The sequence below is a fragment of the Erysipelatoclostridium sp. An15 genome (genome assembly GCF_002160675.1).
GTDB lineage: Bacteria > Bacillota_I > Bacilli_A > Erysipelotrichales > Coprobacillaceae > Thomasclavelia > Thomasclavelia merdavium.
This window is the reverse complement of record NZ_NFLA01000002.1, coordinates 86882-103488: the sequence shown is the minus strand read 5'-3', so window position 1 is coordinate 103488 and position 16607 is coordinate 86882. Positions and strand designations below refer to the sequence as shown.

The window sequence follows — 16607 nt, the reverse complement described above, 5'->3', positions numbered from 1 at the left end:
AATAGAGCTATTATAATGAAGTTATCAAGGAAGTGATAACATGAAAAAATTTGTTAGTGTAGTATTAGCAATCATAATGGTTGGTTTGGTTGTTTTGCTTTGTATTAATATATCAATAAAATCAATGGCTGCTAAAACTGTATCTAATGCAGTTGTAGCTAATGAAACAACTGATCAAATTCAACAAGTAATAACGGAAAATTTTCCTAACGTTACAGATGATCAGATTCAACAGATTCAAGAAGTTATTTCTACTAGCAGTTCTATAAACTCATTTACTGATGATCTATTAAATCAAATTACTGAAGCAACGTTAAATGGTGAACAAGTAGATACTGCTTCAATTATGAATCAATTATCACAGGTGTTTGTTGATAATGTTGATCAAATTGAACAAGTAATTGATCAGGACATTACTGATGAGCAAATTCAAATTGTTCAAGAACGGTTAACTGATCAAAATGGAGCTCTTCAAACTAAAATTAATGAAGTAGTTGATTCTGTTCAAAGTGGTTCTACTAGTACCACTGAGTTTTTACAAACTTATCAAACAGTTAGTAGTATGGCAGTTAGAATTGGCTGTATAATTGGAATAATTGTTTGTATTGTATTAATTGGTTTATTAAATCGTTCATTATATGACTGGTCAATCTATGCCGGTGTAGCCGCAATTGTTTCAGCAATAATAATTGGGCTTTTTGCACCACTGGTAGTAAATGCAATTGAATTTACAATTGGGCTTCGGGTTTTAAATATGAGTATTGATATTCCGGTATCGATGTTAAGAGTAGAAGGAATTGTACTAGGAGTTATTGGAATTATTTTAATTATTGCTTATATTATTTTAAGCCGTAAGTTCCCTAAGTATGAAAGAAGTTATTATTAATATTGTTTTAGTAATTTGATAGTTGAATGGAATAAGGATAGAAATTATAGTAATTTTGATTTCTATCTTTTTTATTTATATATTTTTTAATTAATAAAAGTAAAAACCTCTTTTGTAAATGTATATAAATAACAAAGGAGGTTTTTTATGAAAGAAACAGATAAAAAGATTTATGATTTTAAAAGTGATGTTCTTTTTAAATATTCATTAGCCAATGATCAAGATCATGACTCTCTTTATTTGTTAAAACTGTTTATTGAAGGTATTTTAAATATTCAATGTCAGGATATCAAAGTATTAAATCCCGATTTAAATCGTAATCATGTTGAAGATAAAGATATGATCTTAGATATTAGAGTAACTGTTGCATCGGGTGAGCAGATTGATATTGAAATGCAGAAATCATCTTTTTCTGTTAGCCAACGCCATCGTTTTCAACTATACGGAGCTAAAATGCTTACATATCAAGAAAAAAAGGGGAATAAATATCAATTTATTATTCCAGTCTATCAGATTATTTTTATCAATGATATAGATAGTGATAATCTACAGCTTTATGATACATATCAAAGTAGAAATAAAGAAGGTAAATTAGAAAAGAATAATCTGATGAATCGAGTATATGTTCAAGTGCCTTATATCAATGTCATAAAGCAGTATAAAGAACTAGATAAATTCAGTGAATTAGAACTAGCGATCTATATACTTGCAAACGGGATAACAGATGATATAATGAAACTGAAAGAATCGAAGGTGATTGAGATAATGAAAGACAAGATGGAAAGATTTAATCAGGATGATGAACTAAGATTAGCAGCATATAATCGGGAGCTGAATATTTATGCTCATGAAATGGAACTCGAAGAGAATTATCAAAATGGAAAAGCAGAAGGAAAAGCGGAAGGAAGAGAAGAAGGAATAGGAATTGGTAAAGAAGAAGGCATAAAGATTGGCAAAAAAGAAGAAAAGAAAAATCTAACTAACCAATTATTTAAATCGAAATATCCAAATGAAGACAGTAGCATTTTAAATGATTTAGAAATAGAAGTTTATGACCTTATTTTTAAAATGTTATTAGAAGATCAATCACTAGAAAAAATCAAGAATGTAATTAAAAAATAGTTAAAAGCTTAATTTATTAAACAGGTGAGTAGAAGAAGCAATCGCTATTGATACAAGCAAGAAGTATATTAGTCTATAATTATTTGATGATTAAAAAGAAATAGATAATAAAAAAATGTAATGTTTTATTATAGCAATCGGTTAAAAAACATAAGGTAAAAATGGCAGCTATTACTTAGCTGCCATTTTTAGTTATCTTTATCATCTTTTAAGATCGTAGTAATTTCACAATTTTCAATACTGCTTATATTTATTAAAAACATTAATTTTTTATGATATATTTTATTGATATTATTTAATTTTTTCTCCCTTGTTTTAAAAAGCAAAAGGAAATTTGGGATTTGATCCTACAAATTTCCTTTACGAGATTCTTTAATTTAAATTGTATTTCTTTATTATTTTAACCTTAATCACGGCATATCTAGTTATCAATAGTAGATCCATATTATCTTGATAACTACAATATACTTGAAAAATTATAGTAAATGTTTTCTTTATAAGATGTAATTTTTTATAAATTAAATTATTTTTTATGTTTTTTAAAATACCAGTAACAAATAATACCACCTAAGAAAACAACAATAGTTAAGATAAAAATCAAATCAAGCCAGGAATTATTTTCAACAATAGAACCACTTTCATTGGCTGCTGCCTGATATCTTAAATCATAATTACCATCGCCATCTTCATCAACATTGATGACAGTTGTTTCACTGACTTCGGCTTTAGTGTCAATTACAGTCTGATTAGTAATTTCAATATTTTCAAATTCTCTAAAGTCACTGTAGTTACCTTCTTCATCCATAAAGCCAATAGTATAATTCATCGTACCTTGATCAGTACCATTGATTTTAATATCATAAGCCTGCTCTTCTTTTAATCGTAAAATTTTAGTTTGATTGGCGGTGCCATTATCTTCAAAGCTTAATACACCAAACTTAGTTCGAGTATTTAAATCACTTTCTTTTGAGCTTAATGTTTCTCCATTGTAGCTAACAGTAACATCAACAGGACAAGCAATTCTAATATAGATATATCGTTGACCATTGATTTGATCAGCAACATCATCAAAGAAAAATACTAGATCGTCGCTATTGGCTACTTCATAATGACAACCTTCACTAGCAATTCCTTCCATTAATTCTTGGGCTTCGCTTTTATCATCCATTTTTTCAAAGAAGCCTAGTGTATAAATTAAAATATCAGAATCTTTTATTTGATCGGCATATGAGATTAAGGCGTTACCCTCTTTTCCAACATTAGGGACCCCATCACTCATTAACACAATAATTTTAGTTTTAGCATTGCTATTTTCAAGCATGTCATAAGCCTGTTCTAGACCGTCACCAATATTAGTATTACCATTACAATCTAGAGAATCAACGTTTTCTTCTAAATTATCATAATCCACAGAGAAATCAGAAATTATATTGGCATTACTATTATATGTAACTAAACCGATACCGGCATCTTCTTTTAAGACTGTTTCAATAAATTTATTAGCAGCTTTTTTTGTTTCTCTAAGTGGAGAACCGGTCATACTATTAGAAGTATCTAAAACTAAGACTATTTCTCGTTCATTTACATTGGTGCTATCTTGGCTTGTACCTTCATAGTCACCCCATTCACAAATAAAAGCAGCATTACTATTAACAGTTTGATGACCAAAATCACCATCATTCCATGTTCCATCAGAATATTTATAATAGAACATAGCATAATCTTCATTTTTATTTTCACTATTTGGTTCACCAGGATGCCAATTGGTATAAGAAACTTCTTCACCGTTTATCCATTCCCACTTACCTTCTTGATTATAATCAGATAAACCAAAATAAGCACTTTCAAAATCTTGTCCGGTAAGATAATTGTATAAAAATTCATTTTCTTGAGCAGATGTAATTGTTGCAAGATAACCACCTTGGTTTTTACAATATACACTAGCTTCTTGCCCATTATCTATATCATCAAGTTCATATAAATAATAATAATGACCATTAAATTCAACCGCATTTTCAGGAATATTGGTAGTATCAGTTTGTTTTTTATTATCGGTTACCTTTTTAAATTGGGTGATAACATTTATAGTATCACTGCCACTAGAAGAAACAGTTACATAAAACCTTTGAGTCTGGCTATCATCAGTTAAATCAGTTATTGTAAAATAATAAATACCAGGTTCTAATGAAAGTGAGTATGGTTTATCATCACTGATAGTTACTGTATCGACTTCTTTAGTATTAGGTTTTGCACTTGGTCCTTGTGGCAGATTTGTTATGTCTACTTCCTCGATTTTTAATGAATAATTATCATAAAGTTCATTATCGATATCATAAACACAAAGATCAAAATTTTCAGTAACAGTATATGTTGTTGTTTCGCTAGATAAGCCAACTTGGTTAAAAGCTTCTTTGATAGTTAAAACCTGTTTATTTGATAGGTTTTCTTGTTCATACATTTGTAAGGCACAATTTATGATAATTTGTTTAAATTGCTGAAATGTACAATTAGAACTCATATGAGGCATAGCACTATAAAATAAATCAGCAATATCTTTAGTACTTAAACTACTATATATTTGTGAATTATCTTCAATGCCAATAGACATTAAATAAGCAGCATGAGAAATAACGGTATTATTAGTATGAACACCACCTTTATCATTATTAGTGTCAACAACATCCACCCAATATTTGCCTAAATAGCTATCAGGATCATCATTAGAATTTGGATCAACTATATCACGATATGGATTGATCCAATCGCAAGTACCGTTAAAAAGTCGATCATCGGCCCAATCTTCAACGATTTCGCCAAAGATATCACTATAAGCTTCCATTAAAGCTCCTGATTCGCCTAAATAATTTAGATTGCTGATACATCGTTCCACTGAATGAGTATATTCATGAGAAATAACATCATAATCTAAAGTATTATCAGAACCAAAGGTAAGAACTGTCAAAGGTAATTGACTAGCTCCCCATGAATAGGCATTAGTAGTATCACCAACTAACCAGTTTACTCCTAAAAAATCATCATAAACGGCAAGAACCACACCATTTTTGCCATTAAAACTAACCCGGTTATAGTTTTCTTTCCAAAAGTCGTAATTAGTACTTACGCGTGACATCAAAGTAACAGCTTTAGGATTATCCCAGGTTGTGGAATTGGAAGTTACTTCGGTTACTGTCGTGAATATATTTTTAGTAGTTAATCTAACTGCATATTCACCTTTAGTAGCAATGACTTTGCCATCTTTATCTTTGATTTCGAAACTATAGTTATCACCGGTAATTGTTACTTCGTTGTTATCTTCATCATAATATTTTTTATCTTTAGAGGTATAAATTTTATTGTTTTCATCAACGATTACTATTTCAGGAACAAGAGTTGAGTTATTAGCATTAAATACCCGAATATCTTTTTGATTATCGCGCATTCGATAAGAACCATCAATTTGTTCAGTTGTAAAGTTTTGATTTTGACCATCTATATCAAGACCATTTCCTGAAACATCTTCACCATAAGCCATTGAAAGTTCAGCAAGAATATCACCGGATTTTGCAGAAACAAAACACTGTTCATTGACGTCCTCATTTATAACATTTATTTTCCAGGCAATTTCGGGTTCTTGTTTATCTAAAGAATATATAACTAATCCTTCACTAGTAATGAATGTTTCACTTCCAAATTGTTCTTTCATACTATTAAAAGCATCATCTTTAGAAAAGTCAACACTAGTATCTAAATCACCAAGGTTTAAATAATTACCGGATAGCATTAAGCAATCTCCTTGACTATTAGCATTAATGGTAACTGTTCGGCCATAGACAGGAATATCATCGTATTCTTGATAAAAGCGATAATAATTATTTTCTAAAATATTTTCTGTTTGACAATTATTTAATTCATCTTGAACATCCTGGATTCCTAAAAGATCTTTGGCATCATCAATGGCATTTAATGCTGATGTTTCATCTTCGATAGAAACATCACTAAAAGAACCATCTAAACAAACAAAATTAGATGTACTATCGTCTTCTTGATTATTTTTATGATCAATTAAGCCCGTTTTTTCCATGACATCACTAATAATCGGAAAATCAATAATGCCAAAATAAACTAAAGTACTAGTGATTCCCGTAAATAATATTACGAGTACTAAAAAAGTTATTAAAAATCAAATACTGTACTTTTTTAATTTTTGCTTTGATTTACTTATTGCTTGTTTATCACAATTAGGGCATAATCCCTTCTTATTTAATTTAGCACCACATTTACCACAATATTTTTTCATGTCTATCCCCTCATTAATATAATTTTTATCTATTTTAACATGTTTATTTCAATGATAAAAGTAAGCGCTTTATTTATTATAGTTTAAGTAATCAATACTTATTTTTAATCGCTTTAAGCCTTCTAATAATTTATCTTTACTACAGCCAACGCACATTCTTAAATAACCATCTTCAAAATAAGTATTGCCAGGCATAATTCCCGCTTTACCAATGTTTACTAGGGCATGTTGTAGCTGTTTGCTGGTAAATGGTAATTGGCGACAGTCGATCCAGGCCAAGTAAGTTGCTTCTGGTTTGATAAATTTTAATGGTGAACAATTATTATTAATATATTCTTCAATTATGTTCATATTTTCATTTAAGTAGGCAACTAGCTGTTGGCGATAATCGTTGGCTTCATTGTAGGAACTAATTAATGCCATCATCCCCATATAATTAGCTGAGTTTACAAAATCACGATGTTTAGTTATTGTTAAAAAGTTATTTTTAATCTCAGGATCACTAATAAAAGCATAACTACCACCAAGACTTGGATAATTGTAGGTTTTAGAACCAGAAGAGACTAGATATAATTGTGAATATTGATCTAAAAAAGAAACAATTGGATAATGCGTTTTATGATAAACGATGTCCATATGTATTTCATCAGAGATGATTTTTACACCATATTTTTTAGCTAATTCAATTATTTTTAATAATTCATCTTTGTCCCAAACTCGTCCAGTAGGATTATGAGGTGAACATAGTAAGAAGACTTTACATTTTTTAAAAGCATCTTCTACGGCTTTAAAATCGATGGTATAATAACCGCCATTATTATTTAATTTAATACGAACTGGCTGTAAATGATGATTAATAATCGCATCTTCAAAATCAGGGTACATTGGTGAAAAGGTCGCAACATAGTCGTTTGGGTTAGTAAGCAAAGACATTAATAATGATAAACTATACATAACCGATGGACTATAAATGATCCAGTCAGGATTAATTAAAGTATTAAAATGTTTTTTAAAATAATTACAAATTGCATTTTTAAAGTCATCGTGATTCCAACGCGTATAACCAAAAATTTCCATTTTGGTAGCTTCTTTTAAAGCATTTGTAACTGGTTTAGGGATGATAAAATCAGTATCCGAGATAGAAAAGGGTAAAATATCATCACGACCAAATCGATCAGCGATATAATCCCATTGGCTGCTGTAAGTATTTTTTCGATTGACTAGTTGATCAAAGTTATATTTCATGTTTAATTCTCCCTATATAAAAATTTCCAAAATAGTAATGATCCACCAATTTGGATCAGATTAACAATGATGCTTCGATAATCAAAGTTAACTAAAAAGCCCTCAATAAAAATACCTAGATATGGGGCATCAAAAATAGGCTTGTTTAAATAGCCTAATGCCATTAAAACAAATGGGAAACTGCCAAGGATCGTGCCACCAATAACAAATGGTAAAAAAGCTTTTTTGTTTTTTGTTACTGGCAAGCCAAAAATAACATTTTCATTTACACCAAACCAGGCTGCTTTTAAACTGCTAGGAGCTAATTTTTTTGATAATAAGACAATACCAATAGTAACCCCAGTACCAGACATATTTGCAAAAGCTGACATCGTTCCATGAGTAAATAAATGTTCTAATGGTAAATTAAGTAAAGCGGCCTGAATATTTTCGCTTAAAAATAATAATTGAATCGGACCAAGAAAAGCTAATAATAAAGCTGGATGATAACCAAAATAAAAAAGCAGGCAGTAAAGAAAAATGATTAGGATACAAGTGATCGGTAAATCGAATAAAGATAGCCAATCTAAGTTTATTTTGATTTGTAAGGCGATAAAAGTGATTACAATAAAGCTTAATATTAAGATAATCTTTTTAACTGAATCCTCAACAAATTTTGGTAAATCTTTAATAAAATGATAATTAAGCAAATATTTTTCAAAAATATAGTTTAGATAATATAATACTATAGCGATAAGATAGGCACTAATGATGTTGTTTTGTTTAGTGATAATTAAGATGATAAAAGCAAATAGACAATATTCAATTCTATTAGTTAGATAGAAACTTAATACAACTGCTATAAAACAAGGTAGGAGAGTAATAATCAACAAACATATTTTACTAGCAAGTAAAGATGAAGAGAAATTATTTATTAATAGACAAATTGAAGCTAGATTTAAAACTAAAAAAAGAGCAGGAAATGAATTGTTGATAGATTGAATAATATGACTGTTAGTTATTTTTTCGATCTTCATAAAAATCCTCCTTTAAATAAGTATAGTAAATATTTTTATAAAAGTAAAAAGGATTAGTACCATTCCTTCAATTCGTAAAGTGAAAAATTAAAATCGTAATTACAGCAGAACATAAATACTAAAATTATTTTGGTTTTTTAGTATCAGGAGATGTTATGCCTGTGTAACCTAGTTGATGATACAATTTGCTTAACCCTTGTTCCAAGATGGAGGATGTCGAATGAAAATAAGATACTAAAAAATTCATTTAACAAAATTTCAATAAACTTATTATTTACAAACATTCCTCCTTTGTATTTGGGGTAGAGTCAGAGAGCATTATACGATCATTCGGAAAATGCCGGCGGGAAAAGGATTTGCTGATTTAGTATTTATTCCAAGATATGATAAACTAGCAATGATAGTTGAATTGAAATGGGATTAGGATGTTGAAACTGCAATCACGCAAATTAAGAAAAAGAAGTATCCAAAAGCGTTGGAACGATATCAGGATAATTTATTAATTATAGGAATAACTTATAATAGGGAGAGCAAGGAACATATTTGTCATATCGAAAGAATAACAAACAAGAAATGATCAATAATCAAATTAGAAAGGATCCGGTAAAATTATCGGTCCTTTTTGTTAATGATAGTTCATGAAGATGGAAGTTAGCAGCTGATAAAAAGTGCATCGGATAGATAGCAGAAATATTAAAGGATTTTTTGAATAGACAAATAACAAGAGATAATGAGATATTCAAAAAAATAAGGAAATTATGTTTATTTAAGAATAGTGGTGATTACCAATCAACTGGAATTATGAGAAAGACTAAGTTCCACTTTCATCATTTTAAAATGGAATTTAATTTTTTACTTTAGATTTTTGCATTAGCAAATAAAAAATCAGTGCCAGATATTAGATAAAATGGTACAATATATATACAAGGCGGGTGAAGAACATGGGAATTTATTTAAATCCGGGAAATGCTTTATATACAGAAACGTTTAATGATACAATATTTGTAGATAAATCAATGCTGATTAATGAATTAAATCAATGTATAAAAAAAGCGTCAAAAAAATATGTATGTGTATCAAGACCAAGACGTTTTGGAAAAAGCACCGATGCCAATATGCTTGTAGCCTATTATTCAAAGGGTTGTGATTCACATAATATCTTTGATTCCTTAAAAATTAGTCAAACCGAGATGTATTTAAAACATCTTAACAAACATCATGTCATTCATATAAATATGCAGGACTTCTTAAGTATTAGTCATGATATTAATGAAATGCTTGAAATGCTACGAATAATGATTAGTGAAGAACTAGAAAAAGAATTTAAGGTTAGACCAACAATACCAACATTATTCATATATTTTAATAAAATATATAGTGAAACTAATAATGGATTTATCTTTATTATCGATGAATGGGACTGTATTTTTAGAGAATACAAAGAAGATGAAAGTTCACAAAAAGTGTATCTAGATTTTTTACGAAATCTGTTGAAAGATAAACCTTATGTATCACTTGCCTATATGACGGGAATATTGCCAATTAAAAAATATGGGACTCATAGTGCGTTAAATATGTTTAAGGAAATATCGATGTTGAATGCAACACCTTTAGAATCCTTTATGGGCTTTACTGAAGAAGAAGTACATGATTTATGTAAAAAATATAATATGGATTATAATGAAATGCAGCAATGGTATGATGGTTATATGATGTCAAAGGATATCTCTGTCTATAATCATCGTTCTGTTGTTTATGCCCTTATGGATAGAAAATATGAAAACTACTGGACATCAACAGAGACCTATGAAGCTTTGCAGGTTTATATTGATATGAACTTTGATGGCTTGAAGGATAATATCATTCAATTGTTATCTGGAGAGAGCATCAATGTTAATACGAGTAAGTTTCAAAATGATATGACAACATTCAAATCAAAAGATGATGTATTGACACTTTTGATACACTTAGGCTATTTAGGGTATAACAGTTATGATCACACATGTTATATCCCTAACAAGGAAGTATCTACCAGTTTTATTGATTCCATAGAAGATTCTAACTGGCAGGAAACGACAAAGGCATTATTGAATAGTCGAGAACTGCTGGAAGCGACATGGAGAAAAGACGAAAAAGCGGTAGCAAGATATATTGAAGAAGCTCATCTGGATACATCAATATTAACTTATAACAATGAAAATGCCTTAGCATATACATTGTCATTGGCTTATATTACAGCCAGAGATCATTATACGATTATTAGAGAAATGCCAACGGGAAAAGGATTTGCTGATTTAGTATTTATACCAAGATATGATAAACCGGCCATGATAGTTGAATTAAAATGGGATCAGGATGTTAAAACAGCGATTACACAAATCAAAGAGAAGAAATATCCTAAAGCGTTGGATCGATATCAGGATAATCTATTAATTATAGGAATAACTTATAATAGGGAAAGCAAGGAACATATTTGTCATATCGAAAGAATAACAAACAAGAGGAATTAGTAGAAGTTTAAAACTACCCAAAATTATATCGGGTAGTTTTTTTGTTGTTATATGTGTACTTTACGAATTGAAGTACCATTCCTGGTAGCTAATCCAATTCTCGTATGCATTCATATGTTGTAAATGCTGACAAACTTTATCTTGCGACGAATATATTGAGAGTAATTGATTTTTTTGTTTCAACAATTCTTCATTAAAAGTAGGTTTCATTGACAACATTGGACTAGTTTTTTTGTAATATTTTCCAAAATAATATAAACAATTAGTTTTGTTTAATTCTTTGGCAATATTTGTAACAATAGAACTAGTCATTTTATGATGCTGATGACCATATTCACCACTGGGGTTATGAGTTACAATTTTTGAAAATGTCTGTTTTTGTAACAAATAGTTAAGATCGTTTTTAATATTTTTTTGTGAGTTTTTCCAATCGTCCCGTTTACCGTTTGTTTTATCAGGATAGTCAAGAATAATTCCCGTACCCTTAGTTTGTTTAATTACATCATTAAACTCCTTAGCACGAGTTTTATTGTCACCATTAGTTAAACAGATTACTAAATATTTATCCTTGATAAGATGCATACCGCCCCAGATTGTTTCATCATCAGGATGGGCAACGATCATAATGTTTTGATAACTGTTTATATCAATTTGATCGAATAGATCTTGATGAATAGCATTACTATGATTAGTATTGCTACAAGCAGTAAAAAGGATTAAAGATATAATAATAATTAATTTTTTCATGATTTTATTTTAACATAGCAAGTTATTAATGAAATTAAAGGTTTCTAAACAATAATTAAGTATTACTTAATTATTTATAAAGTTAGTTTAACCTGTTTTTAAAAGGATATACTTTAAGATGGTAAGAAAAATTAAATATAAAAAAGTAGTGATTTAAACAAGATAATATGTTATAGTTGGGATTTGTTGAGGTTTAAATTTTTTATTTATGTTATAGATTGGATTAAGTTTTGGTTAAAAAATTTCTAAGTAAAGGTGCATATCATTATCAAAATGATTTTTTTAATGATAAGATAGGATTTGTAATTTTAGGAGGGAACATGATGAGAGTAATAAAAAGAAACGGCCACACTGTTGATTTTGATGCAACAAAAATAGAAAACGCTATTTTAAAAGCAATGAAATGCGGTAGTGGAATTATTGATGAACAATGTGCTAAAGATATTGCAAGAGAAATTGAAGAATGGCATCGTTATAGCGATGGTGATATTTCAATTTATCGTATTGAAGGACAAGTGTTCGAAAAATTAATTGAAAAAGGGCAGATCTTAACTGCTAAAGCTTATGAAGGATATCGAAAAGTTAGAGAGTTTCAACGAGAAACCAACACTATCGATAATGAAATTTATGGCATCGTAAATCAAACTAATAAAGAAGCTATGGAAGAGAATTCTAATAAAGATGCGACCGTTTTAGCTACTCAAAGAGATTTGATTGCTGGTGAGTTTTCAAAAGATTATTGTCGAAGATTGTTATTACCACCAAAAATCGTTCAAGCTCATGATGATGGAATCATTCATTTCCATGATATGGATTACTATATTCAAAAAATGCATAATTGCGACTTAGTTAATTTAAAAGATATGTTCGCTCAAGGTACAGTAATAAATGATAAATTAATTGAAACACCAAAATCATTACAAACTGCTTGTACGGTAGCTACTCAAATAGTCCAACAAGTAGCAAACGGACAATATGGTGGGCAAACAATCTCATTAGCGCACTTATCACCATATGTAAGAATTAGTTATGAAAAACATAAAAAGAACGTTATCAATGAAGGTAAAATGATTGGTATTGATTATAGCGATGAACAAATTGAAAAAATAGCTAAATCTAGATTAAAAGATGAAATCAAAGCTGGTATTCAAACAATTCAATATCAAATCAATACTTTTTCAACAACTAATGGACAAGCACCATTTTTATCTGTCTTTATGTATTTAAAAGAAGAACCCGAATATATTGAAGAAACAGCAATGTTAATTGAAGAAACACTTAGACAACGCTATGTAGGAATGAAAAACCCAGTTGGGGCATATGTAACACCAGCTTTTCCAAAGCTATTATATGTATTAGATGATAATAATGTTCCTCAAGACAGTAAATATCGTTATTTAACTGATTTAGCTGTTAAATGTGTTGCTAAAAGAATGATGCCGGATTTTATTTCAGCTAAAATCATGCGTGAAAATTATGAAGGTCAAGTATTCCCTTGTATGGGGTGCCGTAGCTTTTTATCACCATGGAAAGATGAAAATGGTGAATATAAATGGTATGGACGCTTCAACCAAGGTGTCGTTACTTTAAACTTAGCTGATGCTGGTTTATCTGCAGATCACAATCTTGATAATTTTTGGAAAATTCTTGATGAAAGATTGGAATTATGTAAAGAAGCATTATTATTACGTCATGAAAGCTTAAAAGGAACAATTGCTGATGTAAGTCCGATTCATTGGCGTTATGGAGCTCTTGCAAGATTAAAATCTGGAGAAAAAATTGATAAATTATTAGAAAATGGTTATTCAACTATCTCACTTGGATATATTGGATTATATGAATGTGTTGTTGCTTTAATTGGTCAAACTCATACTTCAAAAGAAGGAAATGAATTAGCAACAAAAATCATGGAACGTTTAAGAGAAGCTTGTGATAGCTGGAAAGAAGAAACTGGTTTAGGTTTTGGTTTATATGGTACTCCAGCTGAATCAACTACTTATACTTTTGCTAGAGCATTGAAAAAACGTTTTGGAATTGTTCCAGGAGTAACTGATAAGGATTACTTAACTAATTCATATCATGTTAATGTTCGTGAACATATTGATGCCTTTAGTAAATTAGAAGTAGAAGCTAAATTCCAGAAATTATCTTCTGGTGGTGCTATCAGTTATGTTGAAGTTACTAACATGTCACAAAATTTAGATGCCTTATCAGCATTGATAGATTATATGTATGAAACAATTCAATATGCTGAAATTAATACAAAATCAGATTATTGTCAAGAATGTGGTTTTGACGGTGAAATTTTATTAGATGAAAATCGTGAATGGTATTGTCCAAACTGTGGCAATAGAAATCACAAAACATTAAACGTTTGTCGTAGAACATGTGGATATCTAGGTGATAACTTCTGGAATCAAGGAAGAACTCAGGAAATTGCAGAACGTTTCGTTCATTTAGATAATCATTTATATGGAGAATAATTGTGAGGTACGCACAAATAAGACAAATTGATATAGCTAATGGCGAAGGTATTCGAGTTTCATTGTATGTTCAAGGGTGTCATCAGCATTGTTTAAACTGCTTTAATCCTGAAACATGGGATTTTTGTGGTGGAAAGGAATTTGATCAACAGATTGCTGATGAGTTAATTAAGCTGATTAATCAGCCCCATATTAATGGTGTTACTATCTTAGGTGGTGAGCCTTTAGAAAAGGAAAATCGCTATGATGTTGCTGATTTATTAAAAAGAATAAAAAAAGAATGTCCTGATCGAACAGTTTGGCTATATTCAGCATTTCTATATGAAAAAATTCAAGAATTTGATGTTTTGATTTTACCTTATATCGATGTTTTGGTTGATGGACCATATGTTGATCATTTAAGTGATCGAAAACTTAGATTTCGTGGTTCATCTAATCAAAGAATTATTGATGTTCAAACTTCGCTTAAACAAAATAAGGTTGTATTGTATCAGCCAAGTCGTTATTATCGATAAGCAGTTTACTTTAAGTAGACTGCTTATTTTAATGAAAAGTTAGCGATAAAATTTTTTTATCTAAGATGGTAAATGATATTTTTTATGATATAATGACTCCTTGAGGTTAATATAATTGAGTTTAAATAGTAACTATTCTTTTTTAATATGAATAAAAATGTGGTAGAATCGACTGTTTTTGGTTGATTAGGATTTAAACTTTGATATAATAGAAACCTAAATTTAGCTTAATTTTGTATCGTATTATTTAAATATGTGCTATACTGTTTTTGTTGAAATTTTTTATTAGGGAGCAGGAAAAATGATCGGATATTATAGTTATACGGTTATTCTTACATATTTATCACTGGTTTTTGCAATGGCAGGAATCCATTTATCATTTAATGGTATGTATCAGTGGGCTTTTATTTGTTTAATAATGTGTGGGATTTGTGACACTTTTGATGGAATGGTAGCACGAAGTAAGAAAAATCGTACAGAAGAGGAAAAACGTTTTGGAATCCAGATAGATTCTTTATGTGATTTAGTTGCTTTTGGAGTTTTCCCGGCAATTTTAGGATATAATGTAGGCTTGAGTTCTATTGGCTGGCTAGCAATTGAAATTTTCTATGTTTTAGCGGCTGTAATTAGATTGGCTTATTTTAATGTTCAAGAGGAAACACGTCAAAAAGAGACAAATGAAAAAAGAAAATATTATCAAGGTTTACCAGTAACAACATCATCATTTATCTTACCGATGGCTTATGCACTTCGCTATGTTGTATTTAGTCTGGATTATCTTTATGGTGCATTGATGTTGATTACCGGAATTTTGTTTATTGTTGATTTTAAAGTTCCAAAAGTGCAATCAAAAGGATTAGCGGCTTTAGGGGTATTAGTAATCGTGGAATTGATTCAAATAATGGTGGTAAAATGATAGTAGTTGATCGTTTAGGAAATATTCAAACTAATGGGGAAAGTCAAAATAATTTTTTAAAGAAACTTTATGGCACATTTCTTGGTAGATGTGCTTTAAAAATTCTTGTTTGCCGGTTTGTAAGTAATTTAGGTGGCTGGTATATGAATTCACGTTTTTCTAAATGGCAAATCAAATCATTTATTGAAAAAAACAATATTGATATGTCACAATTTGAAAATCGTCAATTTACTAGTTATAATGATTTTTTTACAAGAAAAATATTACCAGGCAAAAGACCTTATAGCAAAGATGATAATGTTTTAATTAGCCCAGCAGATGCTAAATTAAGTTGTTATCGTATCGATGATAAGTGTCGTGTTACTATTAAAGATACTAGTTATTTATTAGAAGAATTATTAGAAGATAAAGAATTAGCTAATGAATATTTAAACGGTTATTGGCTTGTATTTAGATTGACAGTTGACGATTATCATCGTTATCATTATATTGATGATGGTAAAATTATTGGAAATAAATTTATTAACGGGAAATTTCATACCGTTAATCCAATTGCTAATGATTATTATCCTATTTATAAACAAAATACTCGTAGTTACACAGTTATTGAATCAAAAAAATTTGGTAAAATGGTTCAAATGGAAGTTGGAGCTATGATGGTTGGTAGAATTGTTAATTATCCTAAAAAACAATGTTATCGTGGTGAAGAAAAAGGATATTTTGAATTTGGTGGTTCAACTGTAGTTATATTGTTAAAAGAAAATCAAGCAATTATTGATGAGGATATTGTTAAAAATACTATTAATGACAAAGAAACAGTAGTAAAATTAGGAGAGAGTATAGGTAAGAAGTAATGAAGGAGGCCAAATA

11 protein-coding genes are annotated in these 16607 nt (G+C 29.5%); 7 read left to right on the top strand and 4 right to left on the bottom strand.

Features of this window, described 5'->3' with window-relative positions; all coding sequences use genetic code 11:
- Positions 1-40 precede the first annotated feature (40 nt).
- Together B5E92_RS01535 and B5E92_RS01530 are read left to right on the top strand one after the other, a co-directional pair.
- The gene (locus B5E92_RS01535; RefSeq protein ID WP_087298661.1) at positions 41-886 is read left to right on the top strand and encodes a hypothetical protein; all 846 of its coding nucleotides are present in this window, start codon (positions 41-43) and stop codon (positions 884-886) included.
- 147 nt (positions 887-1033) lie between these two features.
- Positions 1034-2008 carry a PD-(D/E)XK nuclease family transposase gene (locus B5E92_RS01530; protein ID WP_087298660.1) on the top strand — a complete coding sequence of 325 codons (975 nt, stop codon included), beginning with the start codon at positions 1034-1036 and terminating at the stop codon, positions 2006-2008.
- Between the two features lie 523 nt (positions 2009-2531).
- Here the strand turns inward: B5E92_RS01530 and B5E92_RS01525 are convergent.
- The 3 genes from B5E92_RS01525 to B5E92_RS01515 form a co-directional block, all read right to left on the bottom strand.
- The gene (locus B5E92_RS01525; protein WP_087298659.1) at positions 2532-6089 is read right to left on the bottom strand and encodes a M4 family metallopeptidase; all 3558 of its coding nucleotides are present in this window, start codon (positions 6087-6089) and stop codon (positions 2532-2534) included.
- A gap of 285 nt (positions 6090-6374) precedes the next feature.
- Positions 6375-7550 carry a MalY/PatB family protein gene (locus B5E92_RS01520; protein ID WP_087298658.1) on the bottom strand — a complete coding sequence of 392 codons (1176 nt, stop codon included), beginning with the start codon at positions 7548-7550 and terminating at the stop codon, positions 6375-6377.
- Between the two features lie 2 nt (positions 7551-7552).
- Positions 7553-8566, bottom strand: a complete 1014-nt coding sequence (locus B5E92_RS01515; protein WP_087298657.1) for a PTS transporter subunit EIIC — start codon at positions 8564-8566, stop codon at positions 7553-7555.
- A gap of 941 nt (positions 8567-9507) precedes the next feature.
- On the opposite strand from B5E92_RS01515, the gene B5E92_RS01510 reads away from it, so the two are divergent.
- Positions 9508-11076 (top strand): AAA family ATPase, encoded by a 1569-nt coding sequence (locus tag B5E92_RS01510; RefSeq protein WP_087298656.1) that lies wholly within the window; start codon positions 9508-9510, stop codon positions 11074-11076.
- A gap of 60 nt (positions 11077-11136) precedes the next feature.
- Here the strand turns inward: B5E92_RS01510 and B5E92_RS01505 are convergent, their stop codons facing one another.
- A complete protein-coding gene (locus B5E92_RS01505) occupies positions 11137-11823 on the bottom strand; it encodes a PIG-L family deacetylase (protein ID WP_087298655.1) in 687 nt (228 codons plus the stop codon).
- A gap of 323 nt (positions 11824-12146) precedes the next feature.
- Here B5E92_RS01505 and nrdD point away from each other — a divergent pair, with 323 nt between their 5' ends.
- The 4 genes from nrdD to B5E92_RS01485 all read left to right on the top strand — a co-directional run bounded on the left by nrdD (position 12147) and on the right by B5E92_RS01485 (position 16591).
- Complete coding sequence (nrdD, locus tag B5E92_RS01500; RefSeq protein ID WP_087298654.1) at positions 12147-14306, top strand: anaerobic ribonucleoside-triphosphate reductase; 2160 nt, start codon at positions 12147-12149, stop codon at positions 14304-14306.
- 2 nt (positions 14307-14308) lie between these two features.
- Entirely contained in the window at positions 14309-14821 is a 513-nt protein-coding gene (nrdG, locus tag B5E92_RS01495; RefSeq protein WP_087298653.1) for an anaerobic ribonucleoside-triphosphate reductase activating protein, read from the top strand.
- 301 nt (positions 14822-15122) lie between these two features.
- Positions 15123-15737 carry a phosphatidylcholine/phosphatidylserine synthase gene (locus tag B5E92_RS01490; RefSeq protein WP_087298652.1) on the top strand — a complete coding sequence of 205 codons (615 nt, stop codon included), beginning with the start codon at positions 15123-15125 and terminating at the stop codon, positions 15735-15737.
- A complete protein-coding gene (locus B5E92_RS01485) occupies positions 15734-16591 on the top strand; it encodes a phosphatidylserine decarboxylase (protein ID WP_087298651.1) in 858 nt (285 codons plus the stop codon). Before B5E92_RS01490 ends, B5E92_RS01485 begins: the two co-directional genes overlap by 4 nt.
- Positions 16592-16607 lie beyond the last annotated feature (16 nt).